The following is a 24,894-nucleotide window of genomic DNA, read 5'->3' on the forward strand; positions in this document are numbered from 1 at the left end:
CACTTAAGACAGAACCATAATGAAAAAAATGTTAAGCCTCGTTATTGCTGCTGCGTTAGGCACGTCACTTTCCGCTTGTGTCTCTACAGCTGCTGATCCCGTTACTTCCTCAACGCCGGTACCGGTCACTGCACCACCTGCTGTGGTAACACCGGAAACAGTCACTCAACCAGTGTCATCAGACACGATTACACTGAAACAAATTATGGCCGATCCACAGTGGATGGGTCGTTCTCCGGTACGCCCCGGCTGGAGCCTTGACGGCAGCATGCTGGTGTATGAGCAGGAACGGGAGAACAGTCATCTCCGTGATGTATTTGCCGCTCCGGTCAACATGCCTGCCAATGCAGAGCGTATCCCGCTATCCGAACAGTACCTGTACCGCTACAGCGAAAAAGCACAAAGTGTTGATGGCCAGACAATGGCATTTCTCGCCGGAGAGAGTGTTTTTATAAAACACAAAAGTCAGCCGGCCGAACAACTCATCCGTGGCGGAGCTCCGGTACACGGATTGTCTTTTATGACCGACGGCAGGCTGATGGTGACCACAGGTAACCGTATCGTTGCTATCGACGTGAATAATGGCAGACGTGAGCAACTGTTCAGTTGGGCATTCGGGGACAAGCCTGAAGCAGTAAGCGAACCGGAAGACTATATTGCCGGTGAACAGATAAAATTAATCAAATATATCGACAAAAAACGCAGACAGAGCCAGCAAAGTGCTGACCGTAATGAAAAACTGAAAACGGTAAGTCCGGCCTACGTTCAGGATAAGGTCTGGTTCGATAAGGGTGACAGACTGGTCACCGCTTCGGTATCTCCGAATGGTAAATTTGCACTTGTCGTGACTACCGCTGATGTGAAGTCCAGAGACGACTCTGACATCATGCCGCATTTCATTCAGGAAGATGCGCGGATCTTGCCTATGCGGGTGAGAAGCCGTGTTGCTGATGCAGAGCCGGTGAATCACGATGCCTGGCTGGTTAATCTGCAAACCGGTGAGAAATCAAAATTATCCTACATGAGCTTGCCCGGCTACAACGACGATGTACTTGCAGACGTGAAATCTGAAAATGCAGCTGCCCGCGGCGACAAGTATGTGGTTAACCGCCTGCCCAGAGACATAACCCTGTTCAGCAGCTGGGACCGGAACAATCCGTCTGTTCGCTGGCACAAAAATGGCGGGGCTCTTGCCCTGATGCTGGAAGCATGGGACAACAAGGATCGCTGGATTGTAACCGTTGACTTTGAAAAAGGCCGGTTTGAAACTCAGGAGCGGTTACACGATGATGCATGGGTGAATTACAGCCATAACCAGTTTGGCTGGCTAAATAACAGCGAAACACTTTTCTATCAGTCAGAAAAAGACGGTTACTCCCATCTTTATTTGCAGGTACCCGGTGAGAGTCCCCAGCAACTTACTCGTGGTCAGTTTGTCACGGAAGAGCCGGCACTCACCAGCGATGATAAGTTCATATACTATCAGGCCAATAAAAAGCACCCCGGCATTTATGAAGTTTACCGGGTGAATACCGCTACCGGTGCCAGTGAAGCCATGACCGATTTGAACGGCATAACGGACTTTGTACTCAGTCCTGATAACAACACACTGTTGTTAACTCACAGCAAAGTAAACCGACCGCCTGAGCTTTACATTAAAAAAGCCGGTGACAGTGGCGCAGCACAGAAGATCACAGATACTGTCAGTGATGCATTCCTGTCAATGCCCTGGGCCGTTCCTCAGGTGGTAGCGATGCCATCTTCTCATACCAGCCAGCCTGTTTATGCCCGTGTGTATTTACCTGAAGGCTACAACGAGGGTGAAAAGCGCAAAGCGGTGGTCTTTAACCATGGTGCCGGATATTTGCAGAATGCGCACCTTGGCTGGTCAGGGTATTTCCGTGAATACATGTTCAACAGTATGCTGGTGCAGCAGGGTTATGTTGTGATGGACATGGATTACCGCGCATCAAAAGGTTACGGCCGCGACTGGCGTACTGCCATTTACCGTCAGATGGGCACACCTGAAGTAGAAGATTTACGGGACGGAGTGAACTGGCTGACAGAAAATGCGAATGTTGACCCGGCACGTATCGGCACCTACGGCGGCTCTTACGGTGGTTTCCTGACTTTCATGTCTATGTTTACCGCACCGGATCTGTTCGCAGCCGGCGCAGCATTACGTCCGGTAACCGACTGGGCGCATTACAATGCGCCTTATACATCTAATATTCTGAATACGCCGGATGTGGATCCCATCGCATTTGAGCGCAGTTCGCCTATTTACTTTGCAGAAGGTCTGGAAAAACCATTACTTATCATTGCTCCCATGGTTGACGACAACGTGTTCTTCCAGGACTCAGTGAGACTGGTTCAGCGCCTCATCGAACTTGAGAAAACCGATTTCGAAACGGCGATATATCCGGTTGAACCTCACGGATTCGTTCAGCCCAGTTCCTGGCTGGATGAGTACCGCAGGATCTACAAATTGTTTGATACAAACCTTTAATAAAGCAGGCAGTGACTGACCATCACTGCCTTTTTTTATCCGCCGGAGACGGCATACAACAAGAACGATAACACCAACAACAGGCAGGAAATATGATGAAAGCGCTTACGACAATCGCCGCAACGATCTATCTGGCCGGTACCACCACAGTACAGGCTGCACAGGACAATACACTGACCGCAGAGGAATCTGCCGCCGGATGGCAGTTACTTTTTGACGGGCAATCTTTTACAGGCTGGCGTAATTACCGTGAAAAACAGGTGGGTGACGGCTGGACTATCGAAGAGGGTGCCATGAAGCTGGCTAAGGCTGGTGGTGGCGATCTGATTTCTGACAAGACCTGGGAGAACTTCGATTTTCTCATTGACTGGAAGATCTCAGAAGCAGGAAACAGCGGTATTTTTATTCTCGCCGATGAGACCGGAAAATATATTTATTCCCATGCACCTGAGATTCAGATCCTCGACAACGAAAAAGCGCACGACAACAAAACAGATACTCACCTTGCCGGTTCACTTTATGACATGGTGGCCGTCCATTCCTCTGCTTCAAAACCCGCCGGCGAATGGAATACAACCCGCATAAAACTGAACGATAATTTGTTACAGGTGTGGCAGAACGGTGTGATGACGACCAATGTGGTTATCGGAACATCAACCTGGAAGAATCTGGTGGCGGCGAGCAAATTTGCTGACTGGGAAGGCTTTGCAGCTAACGCTTCCGGTCATCTTGGATTGCAGGATCATGGCAACACGGTCTGGTTCAAAAATATAAAAATAAAGGAACTGTGAAATGGATAACACTGATTATCAGGTACTGGTAGTCGGCTCCGGTGCCGGCGGTGCCATGGCTGCTTACGAGTTAACCCGGCAGGGCATCAAAGTGTTGCTGCTTGAAGCTGGCCGTGATTATGACCCCCGTACAGAAACCCCCATGTTTAAAAGACCCGGTGATGCGCCTTTGATGGGCTCGGGGAATGTGGATAAAGATTTTGGCTACTACGACGCTACCGTAGATGGTGGCTGGACCGTACCTGACGAGCCGTACACGACTGCAGATGATACCGAATTTCTCTGGTGGCGGGCGCGGATGCTGGGTGGCCGGACCAATCACTGGGGCCGTTATTCCCTGCGTTTTTCTCATCATGATTTTAAAGGTAAGACCCGCGACGGTCATGGCGCTGACTGGCCATTTGAGTATGATGACATTGCGCCCTGGTATGATAAAACAGAAACCCTTGTCGGCGTGTGCGGGGAGAATACCGGTCATGAAGATATGCCTGACTCTTCTGAAGGTGTATTACAGCCACCTCCGGCCCCCAGAGTCACTGAATTACTGGTGGCTGCTGCCGCCGGTAAAGAAGGCATACGAACCGCGCCTATGCACCGTGCAGTCCTGACACGCTCGCAGGATATCCGCCAGAAGTGTTTTTATGCCACGCCTTGTGGCCATGGCTGCTCTATCGGTGCGGCTTTTCAGACCACCACGTCATTGATTCCTATGGCCAGAGCCACCGGAAACCTGACCGTGATTACCGATGCGATGGTTAAGGCTGTCCGTACAGATGTGAACGGTAACGCCACAGGGGTGACCTACGTGGATAAGAAAACAGGTAAGGATACCGACCTTGATGCTCCCGTGGTTATTCTGGCCGCCAGTGCCTGTGAGTCGGCACGGATCCTGCTGAATTCAGCATCAGAACAACATCCTGCCGGACTGGCTAATTCCAGCGGACAGGTAGGTCGCAATCTGATGGATTCCACCGGGGCGAACATCGGTGCCTACGTGCCGGCACTGCGGGACCGGCCACGGTATAACGAAGATGGTCATACATCGAACCATTTGTTCATTCCCTGGTGGGGCCACGAGGCGCAGGAAAAAGGGGAACTGGACTTTCCGAGAGGTTATCACTTTGAAATCGGCAGTGGTTTCCGTGAACCCGGCAGTTGGGTAGCCGGTGATTTTCAGGGCTACGGTGAAGCTGTAAAAGCTGAGGCCCGTTCTGCCTATGGCAGTTACATTGGCTTTGCGCTGCGTGGGGAAATGGTGCCGAATGAACATTGTTATATGGAAATTGATAAAGACGTGAAAGACAAATGGGGTATACCTGTTGCGAAGTTTCACTGGAAGTGGTCGGAAAATGAACTCAACCAGGTCAGGCACGGCCTTGAAACCGCGAAGAAAATTTTCGCCAATATGGACGCTGACCCGGGGGAATTACCTTCTCCTGAAGAGGCTATTCTCAAAGGCGGCGAAATTATTCATGAGGTGGGCACAACCAGGATGGGAGACGATCCCGGCACCTCTGTGACCAATGAATGGGGACAAACCTGGGACTGTAAAAATCTGTTTATCATGGATGGCGGCGTGTTCGCCTCTAATCCTCATAAAAACTGTACTCTGACTATACTGACCCTGGCCATGCGTAATTCAAGCTGGCTGGCAGGACAAATTCAACAAGGGAGCCTGTAGCCATGAGAGATGTAAAATCTTCCGTTTATGTGCCACGGTTAACACGCCGCGAATCGTTAAAATGGCTGAGTGCTCTGGCAGCCACTGCGGCATTTCCTGCATTAACAGCGTGTTCAGGCGAGCCGGATAAAAGCGCGAAGGCCACAGCAGGAGCGGGTGAGGGGCACTGGCCTGAACTCACACTAAAGCCGGTGAATGCCGCCGGTTACGGGAAAGATCCTGATCTTATCATGCCGCCTGAATCACCCTGGCCGCGGCTCCTGTCACAAAAAGAGCTGCAACTGGTTGCTGACATCAGCGATCTTATTGTTCCTCAGGAAGGGGAATACCCTTCTGCGACCGGGGTTAATGTACCGGATGTCATTGACGAGTGGATAAGTGCACCCTATGAGCGGCAGCAAAACGACCGCAAATTCATCATGCCACTTCTGGTATGGCTGGATGACGAAGCTGCATTGCGTCATGACATGACGTTCACGGACCTGACAGAAGCCCGGCAGAAAGCCATCCTGGATGATATAGCGACGGTGGACGACAATACCGGTGATGCCTATCTGCGTCCGGCTGAGGCTTTTTCCCGTCTTCGTGGTTTGGTTCTGGCTGCCTATTTCAGTTCGCCGGAAGGCACCAGAGATATTGGCTATCAGGGGAACGTTGCCATTGCCGGAGACTATCCCGGACCCACGGATGAGGCTATGACGCACATTAACCGTGTTATCAGTGAGTTAGGTTTGTCGGAGTACGCGCTTAAAAGCTGATAATTGAATAAAGCCGTCTGTCAGTGCTGCACTGCCGGACGGCGTTTGTTCACCGGAATAATCATCAGCAGAAACATTAAAAGACCCGCTACCGCGCCGTAAAGGTGGGCATCTGTTGCAACCGCTGCACCAATCAGTGCCTCCACATCAGCAGAACCGCCATTGATTTGTTCGTACACTATTTTAGCGACCACACCGCAGGCCAGTAGCCAGCCCGACTTTAAACCTGAACGGATATCCATGCAGGCGCCCCACAAAAACACGCCATGTAATGCGCCGGACAAACCTGCATACCATATGAGTTGCGGTGAAAAGTAATAAATACCTGCACTGGTCAATAAACTGCACCAGAGAAATAATTTAATAAACCGCATGAAACGATAATGGTCGCTATGCAGAAAGGTGAGCAAAGTCAGCCCGGCCAGATTCAGTAAAGCGTGCCAGCCGTTGGTGTGGACAATATTGGCTGTAAGTAAACGCCAGGTTTCAAAGCCCTCTATGGCATAACGGTCATATGCCAGCCATTCCCCTGACGCGGGTTCGAAGACGCAGGCCAGCAACACACAGAGTGTCAGCAGCAGGGGCCCGCCGTAAGGTCCGGCAAATTTGGTGAAATCAGATGACATGAAATTTTGTAGTTTTTGCTGTTAAATCGCTATGATACAGAAAACTGATAAGAATTTGCCTGTAATTTTGTGAGGATTTTGTCATGAGCACTGTGACTACACAGATAGAAAACCACGTTCTGACCATCAGCCTGAACCGCGCGGATAAGAAAAATGCGTTAACCCGTGAAATGTATCAGTTAATGGCGGATGCAATTAATACCGCGAGCCTCGATCCGGAAGTAAAGGTTATCCTGCTCAAAGGGGAAGGCAGTGCGTTTACGGCCGGTAACGATATTGCAGATTTTGCACACAGGGAGGAGGGCGATAACGTTGCTGAGATTGTTGCCTTCATGAATGCTCTGACTCAGTGTACTAGTCCTGTTGTAGCGCAGGTTCATGGCGTTGCCGTTGGCATCGGGACGACCTTATTGTTACATTGTGATCTGGTGTACTGTGCACCGGACAGCGTTTTTTGTATGCCTTTCATTAACCTGGGCCTCGTACCCGAATATGCGTCAAGCTATCTGTTACCCAGACTGGCCGGCCGCAGAAAGGCCAGTGAATGGCTGATGCTGGGCGAAACCTTTGGCGCAGAGGAAGCACAGCAGTTTGGTGTCGTTACCGCTATCATCGCGGCAGAAAATCTAAGCGAACATGTTGAGGCAGTGTGCCGTAAACTGGCACAAAAGCCCGCATTCGCGCTGAACCAGACAAAAGCATTGATGAATAATGAGCAGGATGCCATACAACAACAAATCAGTGCTGAACTGGATATCTTTCTTGAAGCGCTGTCTACACCGGCAGCCAAAGAAGCATTCGATGCATTCATCAACAAGCGCCCGTTAAACCGGGATAAATTTAAGTAATTCAGAGGAAGCGATACATTGAAGTTCAGTCAGGGAATTCTGGCAACGGCTGTTAAGGTCGTTTGTTTATCGGTCACACTGGTGTCCGCCACTCAAGCTGTTGAACGTTTTGAGCCCGAAGCGGCTACCGGTTTTGAAAATAAAAAAGCCCGTATAGCCAAAGATTATATGGTTGTGGCTGCAAACCCGTACGCCTCATGGGCGGGTAAAAACATTATCGAAAAAGGTGGTTCTGCCATTGATGCCGCTGTGGCTGTGCAGGCAATGCTGACACTGGTTGAGCCTCAGTCCTCCGGGATCGGTGGTGGTGCATTTATCCTTTACTGGGATAATAAAACGAAGACTCTGCATACATTTGACGGGCGGGAAACCGCACCGGCTGCCGTTACACCTTACTGGTTCTTCAAAGGTAAAAACCAGATGAACTGGCTTGAAGCTGTGGTTGGTGGTAAATCTGTGGGTGTTCCCGGCGCATTAAAAGCACTGGAAACTGCGCAGCAAGAATTCGGCAAGCTGAAATGGGAAGACCTGTTTGACGATGCGATCAACACCAGCGCTGAAGGGTTCAGGGTCTCAGCCCGTCTGGCGCACCTGGTCTCGCTGAATAAACACCCGGGTCTGAAAGAGTTTCCATCCAGCGCTACCTATTTTTATCCTGCCGGTGCACCGCTTAAAGAAGGAACGGTTAAAAAGAATAAAGCGCTTGCAGATACCCTGCGCCATATTGCCAGTGACGGTACAGACTATTTCTACAAAGGCCCTGTGGCTGAGAAAATTGTTAAGGCAGTAAACGGGGCATCCATCAACCCGGGACAAATTACCACGGCTGATATTGCCGGATACGAAGCATTAAAGAAAAAACCTGTGTGCGGCGATTACCGCGAACATAAAATTTGTGGCATGGCACCGCCCAGTTCCGGAGGGATCAATGTATTCCAGATCATGAAACTGCTGGAAGGTCAGGACATTGCTTCATTGCAGCCTGACAGTGCTGAATTTGCCCATTTATTTGCACAGGCCAGTGCCCTCAGTTTTGCTGATCGGGAAATGTATATTGCCGACAGCGACTTTACCGATTTACCCTTTGCGGCATTGATCAACGCGCCTTACCTGAAACGCCGAGCAGAGACGATTGGCATCAATGAAAAATGGCATAAAGCAAAGGCCGGCAAGCCTTACACCGATGCTAAAGTTCACCTTGGGATGAATCTGGAGCAGCCTAACACCAGCCACTTCTCAATTGTGGATAAAGAAGGGAACGCGGTGTCTATCACGACCAGCATTGAGTTTATGTTCGGTTCCGGCTTAATGGTCGACGGTTTCCTGCTGAATAACCAGCTTACGGACTTCTCATTTAATCCGGATATTAACGGCTGGCCTGTGGTTAACCGTGTGGAACCGGGTAAGCGTCCGCGCAGTGCCATGAGCCCGACCATGGTGTTTGATGATAAAGGTGATCTTGAACTGGTCATCGGCTCACCGGGTGGCAGTCGTATTATCGATTATGTCGCGCAGACCCTGTTTGGTGTTCTCGACTTTAACCTTGATGTGCAGCAGGCCATTAATCTGCCCAGAATGACCAACAGAAATGATTATACTGCGCTGGAGGCTGGTACGTCCGCTGAGGCGCTGAAACCTGCACTTGAAGCACTGGGTCATGATGTCAAAGTGATGGATCTGAACTCTGGTTTACATGGCGTACAAGTGAAAAACGGTAAGTTGATTGGCGGTGCCGATCCCCGCCGGGAAGGAGTAGCAGTGGGGCAGTAAAAGCCCCGCTTACCGGTTTACATAAAATGGTCCGGGTCGATGCGGTCAACTTTCCACAGCCCGTCGTCGCGGATCATTTGTACCGTTCTTAAATCTTCCACTTTGTCATCATTATACTGGCCGCTGAAAAATAAAGTGACGGTGGCATTTTCCGCAAACTCATTACGTCCCACACGGTTAGATCCCTGAGGTGTAATGGTTACTGTATCGTAACGCAGATTAACAATGTGTCTCTGAACGTTGCGGTTTGTATGGTAGCGCTTAAGCATTCTTGCCATGCTGTCAGAACTCAGTTCTACTGCACGGTTTATGTTCTTGTCTTCATAAATACTTTTCATAAATGCCACAGCAGCGTAGTCCGGCGTATTTTCGTCCATCATCCCGTAGCGCCCGAGCCCTTCTTCCTTTTCTTTACAACCGGATATCAAAATCAGACATAAAGCGATGAACAGGGAACTGAGGTGGCGGGAAGGGTAATTCATAATAATTATTCCGGACGGCTAAACTGTTATAAAAATAGCAGATTTTACAGGCAAAAAAAAAGCGGAGTAATTATACCCCGCTTTCTGATTTTATATCTTTAACGCTTACTGAACTTCTTCCTGTTCACCGAATTCACCGGCAAACAACGGACTGCTCAGGTAACGCTCTGTTCCACTGGCAAGCAGAACAACAACGATTTTGTCTTTGTTTTCCGGACGCTCAGCAAAACGCTTAGCTGCGACAACCGCCGCACCTGAGGAAATACCGGCTAGGATACCTTCTTCCTTCATCAGACGGTGAGTCATTTCCATACTCTCGTCGTTAGTTACCTGTTCAACTTCATCTACCAGGTCGAGATCAAGGTTACCCGGAATGAAACCGGCACCAATCCCCTGGATTTTGTGAGGACCCGGTGTCAGTTCTTCACCGTTCTTGGCCTGGGTGATTACAGGTGAATCTGTCGGTTCTACGGCGACAGAAGTAATTGCTTTACCTTTGGTATTCTTAAGGTAACGGCTAACACCGGTAATCGTACCGCCGGTACCGACACCGGCAACAAAGGCATCAACCTTACCGTCAGTGGCTTCCCAAATTTCAGGGCCGGTTGTTTTTTCGTGGATTGCCGGGTTAGCAGGGTTATCAAACTGTTGCAGCAGAACGAATTTTTCAGGATCTGAAGCAACGATTTCCTGAGCGGCTGCAACGGCACCTTTCATGCCTTTAGGGGCTTCAGTCAGTACCAGGTTTGCGCCCAGCGCCTTGAGTAATTTTCTGCGCTCAAGACTCATGCTGCTTGGCATGGTCAGTGTCAGCTTGTAACCACGGGAAGCTGCAACAAATGCCAGTGCAATACCTGTATTACCACTGGTCGGTTCAACAATCTCTTTACCCGGGCCCAGAACACCACGCTTTTCTGCATCCCAGATCATGTTTGCGCCGATACGGCATTTCACACTGAAGCTCGGGTTGCGTGATTCAATTTTTGCATACACATTGCCACCGGTAACGCGGTTGAGTTTTACCAGCGGTGTGCGGCCAATAGATAATGAGTTGTCGTCAAATACTTGCATTATTATTCCTTACCTGGTTAAAAATACCTGCGGACAATGATGTAGTCTGTCAAATGAACAGAACCACACAGGTATTTGTGTACGGTTATATAATTGGTGTCATTTTGTAAAATGAAAAGTGCTTTTTCGATATAACTTATTTTGATTTGCGATGAGGGTTAAAAAGCAGGCAAACGGGTGGTCGTTACAGTCAAATTCACCGTAATTACAAACAGCGTTCAGCCGGGATGACAGGTGCAGTGGTAGAGGATTTACGACAGACGTCACGGATGCGGTGATACTTTGTTATATATTAGCGGTAAATTTGCCGGTGATACCGGCTTAAGAAATATAAAACTGTGAACTGGTTCTGCGAATAGCGTACAGGCTGTTCATGGTCGTTCAGGCGGGGAAAAATGAATCATCATATTTACCATGTGTTGTCGGACTGGTTCCCTCAGCGCGATGCAGGTAACTGGTTGCTGGCAACCATCATCAATACCGAAGGCTCTTCTTACCGCAAAGCCGGTGCAATGATGCTGTTCAGTGAATTTGGCAGTCAGCTGGGTGTTGTTTCCGGCGGATGTCTGGAAAGTGATTTATTGCATCAGTCACGGCGGTGCTGGGAAACAGGCAACAGTCGTATTGTGACTTATGATATGCAGGAAGAGGGTGATGTTGCGTGGCGGCTGGGCATAGGTTGCGGCGGTGAAGTGACGCTTCTTTTGCAACCTGTGAGTGCACAAAACAACTGGCTGGGGCTGACAGATGTGCTGGATGCGCTCAGCCGGCAGCAAACCGTTTATTTTTCACAGCCGGTCACACCGGGCATTCCTTCAGGGTCTGCGGCGGCATCTGATCCCGGCGACAAAGCACTGTTTACAGCCACACTCATACCACCTCCCACGCTGGGCATTTTAGGTGGCGGGGTTGATGCACTGCCGTTATGCGATATGGCTTCAAGGCTCGGCTGGCGTGTTATTGTTAACGACAGCAGAGCGCGTTATGCGCGGCCTGCAGACTTTACCACTGCCACAGTGACAGACGAACAGCCAGCGGGTGACATTAGCGGCACAGACTGGTATCACCAGATGAACGCAGTCATTGTTATGCATCATCAGGTGCGTATGGACGGTGAGGCGCTCGCGGCAATGGTCTCTGTACCGCCGCAGTCTTTACAGTATATTGCCTTGCTGGGTCCCTCACATCGCGCTGAGCGTGTGCTGGAAGAAGCCGGCATTGATGAATCTCTGTTACCGCTGCCACTTCATGCACCTGCCGGTATCGCAATCGGAGGTGAATTACCTGAGTCAATTGCATTATCCATGCTTGCACAGGCACACGCTGTGGTACATGGCAAGTCAGCCCGTTCACTGAAGGGTAAGCCATGTCAGGCAGAATAGCGGTTATTATACTGGCTGCCGGTGAGGCCAGCCGGTATGGCGACAACAAATTACTTACTGCCCATCCGCAAGGTGACACATTGCTGGAGTATGTTGTACAGCAATATGCGCCGTTTACGGATTTGCCCGTATTTGTGGTGACCGGTTGTTACCGTGAGGCGGTTGCCGAATGTCTGGTTAATAGTCCGGTATTGCCAGAGGTGTCTCTCGCCCACAATGACGCCTGGCAGCAGGGAATGGGCGGCAGTATTGCTAGCGGAGTTAAAGCCGTGCTGCATTATTGTGAGGAAACCGGCACATTGTCGCCGGATCATTTTTTTATCGGATTAGGTGATACACCGGCTGTTACTACCGGTTCCCTTCGTGAGCTTGCTGAAAAAGCAGGGATTTTTCCTGCCAGCCGGATTGCCAGCCTGGCTGAAGGAAAACGCATGTCACCGGCTATCTTTCCATACTCCGACGAAGCATTGCTTATGTCTCTGAGTGGTCAGAAGGGGGCGGCAAAACTGCTCAACGTTGCTGCCCCTGAGTGTTTTGCCGTACCTCACCCGCAAGCTGCGCTGGATATCGATACGCCGGATGACTGGCATAAATTAAACCGTAATTAAGCCGCTGTCTGGTAATTCCCGATATTGTCCCAATATCGGGATTATGAAGCATTCAAATAAACGCGATATCCTGCTGCGTTCGGTATGGCTCAGTGTTCTGTGTGTCACTGTGCTCTGGGTCATCCAGTCCGCCGGTGTGTTGTTCCATTTACCCTTAAATTCTCTGGGTATCGTGCCTTTGTCCCTGGCAGGACTATACGGCATTATTACTGCTCCTCTGGTACACAGTTCTTATGAGCATTTATTCCATAATACATTGCCACTGATCATTCTTGGTTCCGCCCTGTATTATGGCTATCCGGCTACGAGAGGCAAAGCGCTGGCATTTACATGGTTGGGTTCAGGTCTTGGCGTATGGTTATTCGGCAGGCCGTCTGTGCATCTGGGAGCAAGCGGTGTTGCACACGGATTATTTTTTTATCTGTTCGTTATTGCCATTCTGCGCAGAGATAACCGCTCAACGGGTCTGATGATGATCGCATTCTTTCTGTATGGCGGCATGATGATGTCTATCTTTCCCCGCGATCCACAAATTTCTTACGAGGCGCATTTCTTCGGTGCAGCAGGGGGGGTTATTGCTGCACTGCTGTTTGGTAAACAGGATCCCAAACCGCTGAGGAAGCGCTATTACTGGGAATCGCAGGATGAAGAAGACCCGGTGATTGGTGATCAGTGGCAATCCACCGGGCCGGAAGAGCCGTCTAAGCCGCCTGAACGCGCTGGCGGCGCTGAATAATCATAACGCGGCTGCCTAACATCACGGCGGCGCTGCTTAATCCTACAATAAAACCTATCCAGAAGCCGGCAGCGGACATGGGCTCACTGGTTATCCAGTCTGTACGACCCAGAATAAGTCCGGTGGGAAGACCGATTAGCCAGTAGGCAATGAAAGTGATGATAAACATAGCCGTGGTGTCTTTGTATCCCCGTAACGCATTGGCCGATAACACCTGGATTGCATCAGAGAACTGGAAAAGCGCGGCGTAAATCAGCAGTGAGTTAGCCAGTGCAAATACCGTTTCATCCTGCGTATACAGGCTGATGATGGCACCCTTGGCCAGTAACGTGAAGCTGGCGGTTAACGTGGCAATGCACATACCTATGGTAATACCGCTTTTTACCACCATGCGGGCCTGCAAAGGATTGTTCTGGCCAATCCGGTAACCTACCCGGATTGACAGCGCCATGCCTAAGCTCAGGGGAAACATGAACATGATTGCACTGAAATTGAGTGCAACCTGGTGAGCCGCTACGGTGCCGGGTCCGAAAGGGGCCAGCATCAGGGCAACGACGGCAAACAGGGTAACCTCAAACAGAAGCGTCATGGCCACCGGAAATCCGAGTTTGAATGTGCGCAGGATCATGCGCAAATCCGGGCGATAGATGTGGCCGAACAGGTTGTACTTCTTCAGTCTGTCAGACAACAAAACGTAAGCCATGGTAGCGAAAAACATCGTGTATATAACAATGGCCGTAGCGATACCACACCCCGCGCCACCGAATGCAGGAACCGGCCCTGCGCCATAAATGAATATGTAGTTACCCGCGACGTTACACATTAATCCGATCAACGTAATGGCCATGGTGGGTTTGGTGGTGCCAAGGCCTTCACAGAAGTTACGCAACCACTGGTAACCGGCAAATGCCGGCATGGAAAGCAACACAAACTGCACATAGTCCACGGTAATATCGTAGAGTGCCGGCTCCATGGGAAACAGTGCGACCAGGTGGCCGGTAAACGGCCAGATAAGCAGAATGAGTAAACTGATTGTCAGTAGCAGGTATCCGGCCTGCCAGGCCGCAGAGGCTACGTCAGATGTATTTCCCTTTCCGTGTAATCTGGACAGGATAGGGGGCATAGCAAGACCCAGGCCCTGAATAAAACACTGCAACGGTACAATGATACTGAAACCCAGTGCCACAGCGGCCATATCTGTAGCGCTGTAGTGACCGGCCATAATGGTATCAATAACACCCATCATCATCTGCGTTATCTGGGCAATCAACAGAGGCCAGGCAAGGGTGATCAAACGTTTACTTTCCACGGCAAAGCGCGGAGAAATGAATGCCGCCATGGGTGAATTATGCTCCGTTAAGTGAAAATGGCTGCACTTTTACCGTGTCACCGGCACTGAGGATTTTGCAGTCAGACGGAACGACAATGTAACAATTGGCCTGTGTCACGGTGGTCATCACACCGGAACTTTGTTTACCTGACGGAGTGACGTTATAGCTGCCATCCTCCTGCACAACCATAACCGCCCGCATAAATTCTTGTCTGCCGGCTTTACGTTTTATACCGGCGGTCAGTGTGGCATTAATCGTGAGAGGCTTACCTGCCCCGTCAGTTTCAATACCGCTCAACCGTTTGAGCATGGGTAACACCAGTTGCTGTGTGGTGACCCAGGCTGACACCGGGTTGCCCGGTACGCCACAGAAGCGTGCATTTCCCAGAGAACCGAATGCGAAGGGTTTGCCCGGTTTAATCGCGATTTTCCAGAACGCAATCTCACCAAGCCTGGCAACCAGTTCTTTAACAAAATCGGCATCACCTACAGATACACCGCCGCTGGATATAATGACATCCTGAGATTCAGACGCCTCTTTAAATACCGTTTCCAGAGCGGCTTTGTCATCAGGAATAATGCCATAGTCAGTGATTGTGACCGGCTCATGTGCGAGTAAGGCCCGTGTGCCGGTACGGTTTGATTCGTAAATCTGACCTGACTGCAAAGGTACTCCCGCCTCAACCAGTTCATCGCCGGTAGCCATGATTCCCACTTTCAGTTTGCGGAAAACACTCACTGAACTGATCCCCATTGAGGCAAGCAGTACCAGGTGACCGGGTTCAAGGCGGGTGCCCTGTTTAATGACCTGTGCGCCTTTAGCGATATCTCCGCCGGCGCGGCGAATATTTTCACCGGCAATAGCGGGTTTGGTCACTGTGATAATGTCATCTTCCCTGCGTGTATTTTCCTGCATAACCACGCATTCTGCTCCGGGCGGGATAAGCGCACCGGTCATGATCCGTACTGCTGTACCCCGCTGTATTTTTTCTTCCGGCAACGCCATGCCCGCAAACTGCGTACCGGATACCGTGACGGGTTCGCCGGCGGTATCGGCTGCATAAAGAGCGTAACCGTCCATCGCAGAATTATCAGCCGGTGGTACATCTGTCTTTGAAACAATGTCTTCGCCGGTAATCCGGTACAGCGCATCAGATACTGCAACGTTTTCAGTTTCTGTAACAGGAGTAACAGCGGCAAGAGCACGGCTCAGGGCCTCGTCCAGTGGAAGCCAGCCGGAGGGAGTGGAAGCAGAATTGGTCATATTTATTAGCGCAGGCGAATTAAGAAGGGGATTATTACTGATTGGTATAAGAAAACCAACACCTGCGACCAGAATTCCGCAGGTGTTGATAAGCGTGTCAGTCTTCAAACTCCATATTGCTGATCCACACAGTCTGGTACGGCTTTAACTGCATGAATCCTCCAACGTCTTCAATTTCATCACGTGTAATGAGGTCCATCCATTTATCTGTGCCAATCAGATTAATACTGGAAAGCAGGATAGACTGTTCTTCATTCGTGACATTGCTGACGCAGAACACGCTCTGGCGTCTGTCGAGACTTTGCCGCCAGTAGCCAAACAAGGTGTCTCCCAGTTGCAGGGTAAACTGTGTGGCATTGGGGTGAAAAGCCGGTTGTGCTTTTCTGATACGGATAAGCTGGGACAAACGGGTTAACACTTTATGGTGTTGTGAAAACGGCGAGTCCAGCAGGGCTGCCAGTTCTTCAAAGTTCCATCTGTGCCGGTTGATAGAACGGTTCTGACCGGTGTTAGCCACTTTTTCATAGTCATTACTGGTACCCAGTAAGCTATGGATGTACAGACCCGGTATACCTTCCATACCCAGCATAATGGCATGAGCACAAATAAAGCGGTCTACCTGATACTTATCCGGGCCTGCTGTGGTTCCCTGCAGTGCGTCAAACAAAGTAATGTTGATTTCATACGGCTTCTGCTGACCGTGATCAGACGCCCGCCAGGAGACCTTACCGCCGAAATTCTGCATGGTATGCACCAGTGTAGAAATTTCTTCATCGTCAAGTAAGCCTTCAGCCGGGCGCAGACCGATCCCGTCATGGGATGCAATGAAGTTAAAATATGTCGTGCCGTTCTGCGCCGGCGGCATACTCATCATCCAGTTCTTCAGATAGCCACAGTTGCCGGTAACAAGGGTATTTACCAGCAATGGGGGGAGTGAGAAGTTATAGATCGCATGGGCTTCATTGGCATTACCGAAATACGTCAGGTTCTCCCGGTTAGGGATGTTGGTTTCGGTAATAATAATGACAGTAGGATCAGTGTGTTCAATCAGTGTACGGAGCAAACGGATAACTTCGTGGGTCTGAGCCAGATTGATACAACTGGTACCGATGATTTTCCATAAAAACGCCACTGCATCCAGACGGAACAACTTAGCGCCTTTGTCCAGATACAGGCGGATAATTTCCACAAAAGCCAGCAGTACCTTCGGATTGCGGAAATCAAAATCCACCTGGTCGTGACTGAACGTGCACCAGACATGTTTCGTGCCGGTGGCGGTTTCAGTTTCCCGCAGCAGGGGAGACACCCGCGGACGGGTAACCATAGATAAATCATCAGACGGATCGGCAGTAAAAAAGAAATCACTGCCAGTGCCTTCGCCTTTCTGAAAATTGTCAAACCAGGCACTACGGGCAGAACAATGGTTGATAACAAGATCAAACATCAGTCCGTAGTGCTTTGACAGCCGTTCAATATCAGGCCAGTCTCCCAGTGATTCATTCACACTGGAATAGTCGATGACGGAAAAGCCATCGTCTGAGCTGTAAGGAAAGAAGGGCAGCATGTGTACTTTGTTGATCGTGTTCTTACAGTAGGTGTGCAGAAAACGGTCAAGGGTAAACAATGGCTGCTCATCATCACTGATCACACTGTCACCGTAAGTGATCATGATAATATCTTCTTCATCCCAGTAATTGCAGTGCGGCGTTGGTTGAACAACGTCTTTATCTTCTTCAAGACGCATCGTATGCATCAGCTGAGTGGCAAGATCTCCCACAGGGATATCCAGAACCACATCAGCATAAATCGACTGCAAGTGATGACTGACTTTTTCGTGTAATTGTTCCCAACTCGTCATGCGTTACCCTAATAATTCTGCTGTGTCTGCTTCAACGGCCTCCAGCAGGCGGTCAAGAATGTCCGGTACTGCACTGGTGACCCTGTTCCAGCTTGGAATAAACGGTGTTTCCATCGGATTGTCGAGGAAGCTGTTACCCGCTTTCATAATATTGCTGGCAAACAGTTCAACGGCTTTTTCTTCATTGTGAATGTCTAATGTCAGGCCATTCATTACTGCATCGTTGTGATAGGTTTCAACGAAATCCAGCGCAATACGGTAATAGGTTGCTTTAATGGAACGGAACATTTCGTTGCTGAAAGTAAATCCCTGAGTCGCCAGCTTTCTGAACAGTGCTTTGGTGATGTCGATAGACATCTTCGACAAACCGCCCTGGTCATTATTGAATGACAAGTCCTGGTGTTTATGATCGTAATTATCTGCAATATCGGCCTGACACAGGCGGTTGTGATTGTAGTTGCGGTGCATTTCAGACAGCACGCCTACCTCAAGGCCCCAGTCACTGGGAATACGGATATCGTTCAGCACATCACGACGGAAAGAGAACTCGCCGGCCAGCGGATAACGGAAGCTGTCCATGAATTCCAGATATTCGTTATCACCCAGCGTGCGTTTCAATGCGCGCAGCAACGGGGTAACCAGCAAACGGGAAACCCGGCCATTGATTTTTCCGTTGGCTACGCGGGCGTAATAACCTTTACAGAACTCGTAGTTGAACTGAGGATTCGCGACCGGATAGATAAGGCGGGCCAGCAGGTCGCGGTTGTAGGTGACGATATCGCAATCGTGGAGGGCGACGGATTCTGCACGGTTTGATGCCAGAATATACCCCATGCAGTACCAGACGTTGCGGCCTTTACCCAGTTCCTTAGGCGCGAGGTTCAGAGCCGATAGTTCTTCGTCAATGGCTTTAAGACGGGGGCCGTCGTTCCACAAAACGCGATGGTGTTGCGGCAGCTTTTCGAAAAATTTTAATGCAGATTTGTATTGCTCTTTATCTGCACGGTCAAGGCCAATGACGATTTCAGACAGATAGGGGACGTGGGTGAGTTCGTCGACGATGTGCGGCAGGGCTTCGCCTTCCAATTCTGAATACAAAGACGGCAGGATCAGCGCCATCGGACGTTTCTGAGAAAATCGTAACAGTTCAGCTTCAAGCTCTTCTGTGGGGCGTCTTGATAAGTTGTGTAACGTCGTCACTACGCCATTTTGATAAAAATCAGCCATGTGTTCTCCATGTCCTGTTAAAAAAGTAATCGGGTCAGTACTTCAGTCCAGCCTTGCGGGCCGTGCAGGGTACTGGTGTATACATTTTCTTCTTTTTTTAGTGTAGGGGGTTGATGGCTCGGGGAGGCGATCCGAACGGCAATATCCGCCGCCTCAAGCATTGCAATATCGTTTTTACCGTCACCCAGCGCAATACTGGTTACCGGTTCGTCATGTTGACGGATAAACTCTTCGACAAACCATTGGAGGGCTGCGCCCTTATTACAGTCGCCGGAAATATGAATAAAACGGCCGCCTTCCAGGGGGTAGGCGCCTCTGTCTGTCACAGACCGGATAAACGCCTCTTTTCTTTCCTCCGTGCCTTGCCACAAGACCGGCTCACCGAATTGTCGCTGTGCAGCCAGTGCAGCTTCTGCGGGTGATAACCCGGTGGCTTCACAGATGTCCTCATTGGACATCTCGCTGAAATGGGTGAATTCACCGGCAAAATCCGGTTTGACCTTTTCGAGTAATTTCAGCCAGTACATTTTCGATGAGGTGAAAGATTTGCACCAGAAACCATCCTGCCACACGGTACCGGCTGGCTTTTTCGCGAAAAAACCATGAGGAATGTATGCTGCAGCGCCGTTTTCTACGATAAACGGGCCGGTCAGGCCAATGGTTTCCCGCAATTCAAGCAATTCAACAAAGGTTTTGCTGGTGGTAGGAATGACGGGAATATTTCGCTCTGCCAGTGAGGTCAGCGTAGGCTTTGCTGCGTCAAAACTGTATGTATGGTGGTCAAGTAACGTACCGTCCATGTCAGTGAAAATGAGTGTATTCGCTGTGTCCATGACTACTTCCTGATGACGTTTTTAATGACTCTGTTTTCATCTAACTCAAATACCTGATTACACTTTGCAGGCAGGGAATTAAACGCATGTTCTGTGAGTCTCTGATAATGTTGTATGAAACGAAGAATTTGTTCATCGCTCATAATACCGCTTCCGGTTTTTCCGGTTTTTGCGGCCAGTTTGTGTTCCTGTTCACACCGCCATTTGTAAACATGCTCAAAAGACGGACCTTTTAACATTACCCAATACTGCATTTCGTCGTATAAAGATTCATATTCTGCAGCAATTTTATCATTCACATACCGCCGCCATGTGCCATCCGGGTCTTCAGTACGCTCAAGATCATTAACCGGCTCTTTAAGTGCGTCCTCAGATTGCGCTGACACGCCCCAACACCAGCCTTCAATTAACACAATATCAGGTGGAGAGGTGATTACCGGCCACGCAGATCCTTCAAAAGGATCATCGGTGGCTTTGTTAAAGCGGGGCAGAGCAACGCTGCCTGCAGATTTTAACGCTGTAAAAGTGCTATCAGCCAGAACCGTATTGTGCGTACCGGGTACGCCTCTGGTGCAAAGCAGGGGATGTACGTTGGCAGCAAGTTCTTGTCGTCTTGCACGGGAGAGATAGAAATCGTCAAGGGAGATCGTGACTGCTGACAGCCCGTGCTGGTGGGTGAAGTAGTGGATAAGAAAGTCGCACAATGTGGATTTCCCTGATCCCTGGCAGCCATTAACACCGACGAAAAATGGCCCTTCTGCACCATTTCTGTGCGAAAGGATTTCGTCTGCTAACGGTATGAACCATTCTTGTGCAATGGCCTGGTAAGTGTCCGGTAACTGGTGCTCGTTCAGAAAGCCCGTAATATCCATGTTACTACCTGTGTGACGTGCTGTTTCAGCACAGTTTATAAAGTAGTAACTACAACAATTATGCCAATCCGGGTCAGGAATGCTCGCAGACCGGTGCCAAGAATTGGCAACAGTCTGCAAACGAACAGGACATAAAGTTACTTTTTCGTGGCTATCAGTACTGCACGTTGTGGTGCAGGATAACCTTCAATGGTTTTGCTGATGTCATCAGGATCCAGAAAATCTTTCAAAGACTGAGACGTCATCCATTCTGTGGTGCGCTGCTCATCCAGAGACGTGGTATTGATATCAGCGACCTTAATATTTTCAAAACCCAGCCTGCTCAGCCACACAGTGAGTGCCTTTACACTTGGCAGAAACCAGACGTTACGCATCTGTGCATAACGTTCGCCTGCCATCAGTACGGTTTGCTCATCGCCTTCCACTACCAGTGTTTCAAGCACCAGCTCACCACCTTTACGTAACTGATCTTTCAGTTGGGTGAGAAACTGTACCGGATCTTTTCTATGGTATAGCACACCCATTGAGAACACGGTATCAAATGCTTTTAATGCCGGCATCTGCTCAATACCCAGCGGTAAGAAATGGATATTAGCGGCAGGAATAAAATGCCTGATAGCCTGAAACTGAATTAAAAACAGCTGAGTTGGATCGATGCCATATACGCCGGCAGCATCTTCTCCCAGCATACGCCACATGTGATAGCCACTGCCACAACCCACATCCAGAACATGACGGTTGGCAAGCGGGCTGATATGAGGCATTACCCGATCCCATTTCCAGTCTGACCGCCATTCTGTATCAATATGAATGCCGTGAATGCTATAGGGGCCTTTTCGCCAGGGCATAAACTGTTTCAGCAAACCTTCTATCTGTTTCTGCTGATATTCGCTGATGTCAGCGGCGCTACCCGCAGTAACACTGTGTTTCAGTTCTTTTGAACTGACAGTGGTCTCAGGAAGTTTTTCCAGCAATTTACACCATTTACTGAATTCTCCGTGAAGGTGTTCCCGTTGCCATTCGCTGATTTGTGCCGGCAGCGTTTCAAGCCAGTGTGCCAGAGGCGTGTCCAGCAACTGACGGTAACATTCAGTGAACCAGGGATCAGAAATACGTCGCATCAGGCATTGTCTCCACCAGCCTTAATGGCCACCATTGAGGTAAAGTTATAGCATTTGAACCACATCACCACATCTTCAAACCCTACCTTTTTCAAGCGGCTTTCATGAGTCTGATAGGTGTCGGTGAGCATCACATTTTCAAGCGCTGCCCGTTTCTGGCTGACTTCCAGCTCACTGTAACCATTATTGCGCTTAAACTGATGATGCAGGTCGATAAGAAGATGATTTCCCTGTTCACTGGGATGCTGAATTTTCTCTGATAAAACAAGGATCCCACCCGGATTCAGACCGTTGAAAATTTTGCTCAGCAGCGTTTCTCTTTGCTCCGGGGGAATAAACTGCAAGGTGAAGTTCATGATCACCATGGATGCATTTTCTATTTTGGTGTCCAGAGCAGATTCACAATGGAGTGTGACAGGGTTGGGTAAATGAAAACTGGAAATTACCCGTTCACAGCGCTCAATCATTGCCGGGGAATTATCAATACCGGTGATCTTACAGGATAAATGATCTGTGTTGCGTGCAACAGAAAGACTGGCAGCACCCAGAGAACAGCCGAGATCATACACATTGCTGCCTTCAGTGACTCTGGCTTTGGCCAGTTCTCCGATGGTATGCAGAATCGTCTGATAACCCGGGACTGAACGTTGAATCATATCGGGAAATACGTCAGCTACGTGTTCATCAAATCGGAAATCACTGACGGTTGTCATATGGCTGGCAAAAATATTATCCGGCTTTTGCACTGAAAGACCTTACTGATTAGCTAAAAAACGGGGCAGATTTTAAAGGATTGCCACGTTTTTTTCATTTAAAAGGAAAAATTTCTTGATTATAAAGCGCCTTAAGTTAATTTGACTTTATATCGTTAGCCTAAAGTATTACCCTATAGTAACAGGAAAAATTACATTGTTCGGGCACCGCATTATATGACTCGTATATTAGTTGCAGATGATCATCCACTGTTCAGGGAAGCATTAAGTGCTGCACTGGAACCGTATTTCAAGGACGCTGAAATTCTTGAAGCGGACAGTCTTGAATCCATGATGACCGTGTTAACTGAAAATCACCACATTGATTTACTGTTATTAGATTTAAATATGCCGGGAGGCGAATACTTCAACGGTCTTATTTCCGTTAAAGATGTTTATCCGGAATTACCCGTCGCGGTTATTTCTGCCAATGAAAGTATTGATGTTGTTGCTCAGGTCATGGGTCTGGGTGCACAGGGCTTTATTCCCAAATCATCGCCCACAAAACAAATTGCTGAAGCAATCGTGACCATCAAAGGCGGTGAAAACTGGGTTCCGGAAGAGATGAAAGCGGACCTGGAGAACGTTGATGAAGAACTCACTCAACTGTTGAAACGTTTCCGTGAACTGACGCCGAAACAAATTCAGGTGCTGAGCTTCCTGCGGGCAGGTTTAATGAACAAGCAAATTGCCCACGAAATGAATGTGACCGAAGCGACTATCAAGGCACATATCAGCGCAATTTTGCGTAAGCTTGAAATTAATACCCGGACTCAGGCTGTACTGCTGATGGACAAATTGCAGTTCAGTTAATTCTTCCAAAAAATAAAAAAGGCCGCATCATTATGATGCGGCCTTTTAGTTTCAATCAGCATTTAAGCCATTGTATTCACTTTTGCAATGAGTTCTTCGTTGTCGAAATCATCTACATTGATAGTACGCAGACGGCCGGCTTCGGCTCTGGTAAGTAACTCAGCTTCTTCTTCGTCAATAATACCGTCTGACAATGCTGCATCAGCCAGTTTATCCAGACCGGTAAAGGGAAAACGGGCTTTTCTGGCCTTACAAATTTTATCGAATACCGGCTCAGCAGCCAGCACATCATCCAGTGTTTGCTCCAGATCGCCGAACAGACTGCCTTCCTCCCGGGTAAGGTACTGACCGTCACCAAGTCGTGTACGTACTGTGCCGGGGGTTTGCAGGATGGTTGCGATCTGGTGTTCCAGTTTGTCATCGGGACGTTTACAACGGCGGCCGAAGGGTAAAATCAATACTCTTAATGCCACTGCCATTGCTTTGTTCGGGAAGTTACTGATAAAGGTATCCAGTGCTTCTTCGATGTCGAACAATGTGTTTTGCAGTGCCCAGTGCATCAGCGGAGCATCTTCCTGTAACCGGCCTTCTTCATCAAAACGTTTCAACGTTGCGCTTGCCAGATACAAGCCACTGAGAATGTCCCCCAGTCGTGCAGATAAACGCTCTTTACGTTTCAGTTCACCACCAAGGAGACCCATTGACACGTCAGTCAGAAATGCCAGGTTAGCACTGTAACCCTGGAGCAACTGGTAATACCGGCCGGTGTCGTCATTAAATGGCGTGCGGTGAAATAAACCACCGGTGAGTGAGAACCACAGGCTTCTTACTTTATTTGCTGCGGCGAAACCCAGGTGACCAAATACCGCTTTATCAAATTCCCGGAGTTGTTCAGATTTATCCGTCATTGCCGCAGCCTGGATCTCAGACAGTACATACGGGTGACAACGCATAGCGCCCTGACCGAAAATCATCATATTGCGGGTAAGGATATTGGCACCTTCCACGGTAATAGAAATGGGCGCGCCCTGGTAACCGCGGCCAAGATAATTATTTGGCCCGAGCATAATGCCCTTACCACCGTGAATATCCATGGCATCGTTTATGACCTGGCGCATTTTCTCCGTCAGGTGATATTTGCTGATGGCGGATATCACGGACGGCTTTTCGCCTAAATCCACACCTACAGTGGAGAACCGGGTGACAGCATCCATCAGGTAAGCATTACCGCCGATACGGGCAAGCATTTCTTCCACGCCTTCCATATGACCAACAGGAATACGGAACTGACGGCGTATACGTGCATAGGCGCCTGTTGCCAGTGCCACTGATTTTGCACCGCCTGCACCGGTAGAGGGCAGGGTAATGCAACGACCCACTGATAAACACTCCATCAGCATGCGCCAGCCTTTGCCCGCCATTTTCGGTCCACCGATAATGAAGTCCAGAGGCACAAATACGTCTTCACCTTTAAGCGGCCCGTTCTGAAAGGGGGTATTCAGCGGGAAATGACGACGGCCAATTTCCAGTCCTTTCGTGTCTCTTGGGATCAGAGCACAGGT

At 49.4% G+C, this 24,894-nt stretch carries 22 protein-coding genes; 10 read left to right on the plus strand and 12 right to left on the minus strand.

Annotated elements, in window-relative coordinates:
- Positions 1 to 19: 19 nt before the first annotated feature.
- The 4 genes from AC4PME_RS16895 to AC4PME_RS16910 all read left to right on the plus strand — a co-directional run bounded on the left by AC4PME_RS16895 (position 20) and on the right by AC4PME_RS16910 (position 5,739).
- Positions 20 to 2,509: a prolyl oligopeptidase family serine peptidase gene (locus AC4PME_RS16895; protein ID WP_491045423.1), complete on the plus strand. Its 2,490-nt coding sequence runs from the start codon at positions 20 to 22 to the stop codon at positions 2,507 to 2,509.
- Positions 2,510 to 2,601: 92 nt separating this feature from the next.
- A complete protein-coding gene (locus tag AC4PME_RS16900) occupies positions 2,602 to 3,300 on the plus strand; it encodes a 3-keto-disaccharide hydrolase (protein ID WP_491045424.1) in 699 nt (232 codons plus the stop codon).
- Position 3,301: 1 nt separating this feature from the next.
- Positions 3,302 to 4,981: a GMC family oxidoreductase gene (locus AC4PME_RS16905; protein WP_491045425.1), complete on the plus strand. Its 1,680-nt coding sequence runs from the start codon at positions 3,302 to 3,304 to the stop codon at positions 4,979 to 4,981.
- A gap of 2 nt (positions 4,982 to 4,983) precedes the next feature.
- A complete protein-coding gene (locus tag AC4PME_RS16910; RefSeq protein ID WP_474863850.1) occupies positions 4,984 to 5,739 on the plus strand; it encodes a gluconate 2-dehydrogenase subunit 3 family protein in 756 nt (251 codons plus the stop codon).
- A 20-nt stretch (positions 5,740 to 5,759) separates the two neighbouring features.
- On the opposite strand, the gene rrtA is transcribed toward AC4PME_RS16910, so the two are convergent.
- A complete protein-coding gene (rrtA, locus tag AC4PME_RS16915) occupies positions 5,760 to 6,365 on the minus strand; it encodes a rhombosortase (protein ID WP_491045426.1) in 606 nt (201 codons plus the stop codon).
- An 83-nt stretch (positions 6,366 to 6,448) separates the two neighbouring features.
- Here rrtA and AC4PME_RS16920 point away from each other — a divergent pair, with 83 nt between their 5' ends.
- On the plus strand, positions 6,449 to 7,213 hold the full coding sequence (locus AC4PME_RS16920) for an enoyl-CoA hydratase (protein WP_491045427.1): 765 nt from the start codon (positions 6,449 to 6,451) through the stop codon (positions 7,211 to 7,213).
- A gap of 39 nt (positions 7,214 to 7,252) precedes the next feature.
- The gene (gene ggt, locus AC4PME_RS16925; protein WP_491045455.1) at positions 7,253 to 8,983 is read left to right on the plus strand and encodes a gamma-glutamyltransferase; all 1,731 of its coding nucleotides are present in this window, start codon (positions 7,253 to 7,255) and stop codon (positions 8,981 to 8,983) included.
- A gap of 17 nt (positions 8,984 to 9,000) precedes the next feature.
- On the opposite strand, the gene AC4PME_RS16930 is transcribed toward ggt, so the two are convergent.
- Positions 9,001 to 9,465, minus strand: coding sequence for a hypothetical protein (locus AC4PME_RS16930; RefSeq protein WP_303574747.1), 465 nt, complete (start codon positions 9,463 to 9,465; stop codon positions 9,001 to 9,003).
- Positions 9,466 to 9,570: 105 nt separating this feature from the next.
- Positions 9,571 to 10,536 (minus strand): cysteine synthase A, encoded by a 966-nt coding sequence (gene cysK, locus AC4PME_RS16935; RefSeq protein WP_119501466.1) that lies wholly within the window; start codon positions 10,534 to 10,536, stop codon positions 9,571 to 9,573.
- A gap of 395 nt (positions 10,537 to 10,931) precedes the next feature.
- Between cysK and AC4PME_RS16940 the strand changes: the two genes are divergently transcribed.
- Genes AC4PME_RS16940 through AC4PME_RS16950 form a run of 3 tightly spaced genes read left to right on the plus strand, consistent with a single transcriptional unit; the run spans position 10,932 to position 13,262 of the window.
- Positions 10,932 to 11,918 (plus strand): XdhC family protein, encoded by a 987-nt coding sequence (locus AC4PME_RS16940; RefSeq protein ID WP_491045428.1) that lies wholly within the window; start codon positions 10,932 to 10,934, stop codon positions 11,916 to 11,918.
- Positions 11,903 to 12,526, plus strand: a complete 624-nt coding sequence (locus AC4PME_RS16945; protein WP_491045429.1) for a nucleotidyltransferase family protein — start codon at positions 11,903 to 11,905, stop codon at positions 12,524 to 12,526. Before AC4PME_RS16940 ends, AC4PME_RS16945 begins: the two co-directional genes overlap by 16 nt.
- Positions 12,527 to 12,569: 43 nt before the next feature.
- Positions 12,570 to 13,262, plus strand: a complete 693-nt coding sequence (locus AC4PME_RS16950; protein WP_491045430.1) for a rhomboid family intramembrane serine protease — start codon at positions 12,570 to 12,572, stop codon at positions 13,260 to 13,262.
- Here the strand turns inward: AC4PME_RS16950 and AC4PME_RS16955 are convergent.
- From AC4PME_RS16955 to cmoA, 8 genes are all read right to left on the minus strand, one after another.
- Positions 13,228 to 14,601, minus strand: a complete 1,374-nt coding sequence (locus tag AC4PME_RS16955; RefSeq protein ID WP_491045431.1) for an MATE family efflux transporter — start codon at positions 14,599 to 14,601, stop codon at positions 13,228 to 13,230. The genes AC4PME_RS16950 and AC4PME_RS16955 overlap by 35 nt on opposite strands.
- Before the next feature lie 7 nt (positions 14,602 to 14,608).
- A complete protein-coding gene (gene moeA / locus AC4PME_RS16960) occupies positions 14,609 to 15,856 on the minus strand; it encodes a molybdopterin molybdotransferase MoeA (protein WP_491045432.1) in 1,248 nt (415 codons plus the stop codon).
- A 97-nt stretch (positions 15,857 to 15,953) separates the two neighbouring features.
- Positions 15,954 to 17,714 carry a sugar phosphorylase gene (locus AC4PME_RS16965; protein WP_491045433.1) on the minus strand — a complete coding sequence of 587 codons (1,761 nt, stop codon included), beginning with the start codon at positions 17,712 to 17,714 and terminating at the stop codon, positions 15,954 to 15,956.
- Between the two features lie 3 nt (positions 17,715 to 17,717).
- Complete coding sequence (locus tag AC4PME_RS16970) at positions 17,718 to 18,941, minus strand: glycosyltransferase family protein (protein ID WP_119501460.1); 1,224 nt, start codon at positions 18,939 to 18,941, stop codon at positions 17,718 to 17,720.
- Positions 18,942 to 18,958: 17 nt separating this feature from the next.
- Complete coding sequence (locus tag AC4PME_RS16975) at positions 18,959 to 19,774, minus strand: HAD-IIB family hydrolase (protein ID WP_491045434.1); 816 nt, start codon at positions 19,772 to 19,774, stop codon at positions 18,959 to 18,961.
- 2 nt (positions 19,775 to 19,776) lie between these two features.
- On the minus strand, positions 19,777 to 20,646 hold the full coding sequence (locus tag AC4PME_RS16980) for a kinase (protein WP_491045435.1): 870 nt from the start codon (positions 20,644 to 20,646) through the stop codon (positions 19,777 to 19,779).
- A gap of 137 nt (positions 20,647 to 20,783) precedes the next feature.
- Entirely contained in the window at positions 20,784 to 21,758 is a 975-nt protein-coding gene (gene cmoB / locus AC4PME_RS16985; RefSeq protein ID WP_491045456.1) for a tRNA 5-methoxyuridine(34)/uridine 5-oxyacetic acid(34) synthase CmoB, read from the minus strand.
- 8 nt (positions 21,759 to 21,766) lie between these two features.
- Complete coding sequence (cmoA, locus tag AC4PME_RS16990) at positions 21,767 to 22,513, minus strand: carboxy-S-adenosyl-L-methionine synthase CmoA (RefSeq protein ID WP_491045436.1); 747 nt, start codon at positions 22,511 to 22,513, stop codon at positions 21,767 to 21,769.
- 183 nt (positions 22,514 to 22,696) lie between these two features.
- On the opposite strand from cmoA, the gene AC4PME_RS16995 reads away from it, so the two are divergent.
- Complete coding sequence (locus AC4PME_RS16995; protein WP_119501455.1) at positions 22,697 to 23,332, plus strand: response regulator transcription factor; 636 nt, start codon at positions 22,697 to 22,699, stop codon at positions 23,330 to 23,332.
- A gap of 62 nt (positions 23,333 to 23,394) precedes the next feature.
- On the opposite strand, the gene AC4PME_RS17000 is transcribed toward AC4PME_RS16995, so the two are convergent.
- Positions 23,395 to 24,894 (minus strand): acyl-CoA dehydrogenase (locus AC4PME_RS17000; protein WP_491529667.1); only part of this gene is annotated, 1,500 nt, incomplete at its 5' end.

This window comes from Alteromonas sp. (genome assembly GCF_984505615.1).

Coding starts and splice junctions, on each gene's coding strand:
- AC4PME_RS16895 (WP_491045423.1), top strand. CDS start 20: ATGAAAAAAATGTTAAGCCTCGTTATTGCTGCTGCGTTAGGCACGTCA.
- AC4PME_RS16900 (WP_491045424.1), top strand. CDS start 2,602: ATGATGAAAGCGCTTACGACAATCGCCGCAACGATCTATCTGGCCGGT.
- AC4PME_RS16905 (WP_491045425.1), top strand. CDS start 3,302: ATGGATAACACTGATTATCAGGTACTGGTAGTCGGCTCCGGTGCCGGC.
- AC4PME_RS16910 (WP_474863850.1), top strand. CDS start 4,984: ATGAGAGATGTAAAATCTTCCGTTTATGTGCCACGGTTAACACGCCGC.
- rrtA (WP_491045426.1), bottom strand. CDS start 6,365: ATGTCATCTGATTTCACCAAATTTGCCGGACCTTACGGCGGGCCCCTG.
- AC4PME_RS16920 (WP_491045427.1), top strand. CDS start 6,449: ATGAGCACTGTGACTACACAGATAGAAAACCACGTTCTGACCATCAGC.
- AC4PME_RS16930 (WP_303574747.1), bottom strand. CDS start 9,465: ATGAATTACCCTTCCCGCCACCTCAGTTCCCTGTTCATCGCTTTATGT.
- cysK (WP_119501466.1), bottom strand. CDS start 10,536: ATGCAAGTATTTGACGACAACTCATTATCTATTGGCCGCACACCGCTG.
- AC4PME_RS16940 (WP_491045428.1), top strand. CDS start 10,932: ATGAATCATCATATTTACCATGTGTTGTCGGACTGGTTCCCTCAGCGC.
- AC4PME_RS16945 (WP_491045429.1), top strand. CDS start 11,903: ATGTCAGGCAGAATAGCGGTTATTATACTGGCTGCCGGTGAGGCCAGC.
- AC4PME_RS16950 (WP_491045430.1), top strand. CDS start 12,570: ATGAAGCATTCAAATAAACGCGATATCCTGCTGCGTTCGGTATGGCTC.
- AC4PME_RS16955 (WP_491045431.1), bottom strand. CDS start 14,601: ATGGCGGCATTCATTTCTCCGCGCTTTGCCGTGGAAAGTAAACGTTTG.
- moeA (WP_491045432.1), bottom strand. CDS start 15,856: ATGACCAATTCTGCTTCCACTCCCTCCGGCTGGCTTCCACTGGACGAG.
- AC4PME_RS16965 (WP_491045433.1), bottom strand. CDS start 17,714: ATGACGAGTTGGGAACAATTACACGAAAAAGTCAGTCATCACTTGCAG.
- AC4PME_RS16970 (WP_119501460.1), bottom strand. CDS start 18,941: ATGGCTGATTTTTATCAAAATGGCGTAGTGACGACGTTACACAACTTA.
- AC4PME_RS16975 (WP_491045434.1), bottom strand. CDS start 19,774: ATGGACACAGCGAATACACTCATTTTCACTGACATGGACGGTACGTTA.
- AC4PME_RS16980 (WP_491045435.1), bottom strand. CDS start 20,646: ATGGATATTACGGGCTTTCTGAACGAGCACCAGTTACCGGACACTTAC.
- AC4PME_RS16995 (WP_119501455.1), top strand. CDS start 22,697: ATGACTCGTATATTAGTTGCAGATGATCATCCACTGTTCAGGGAAGCA.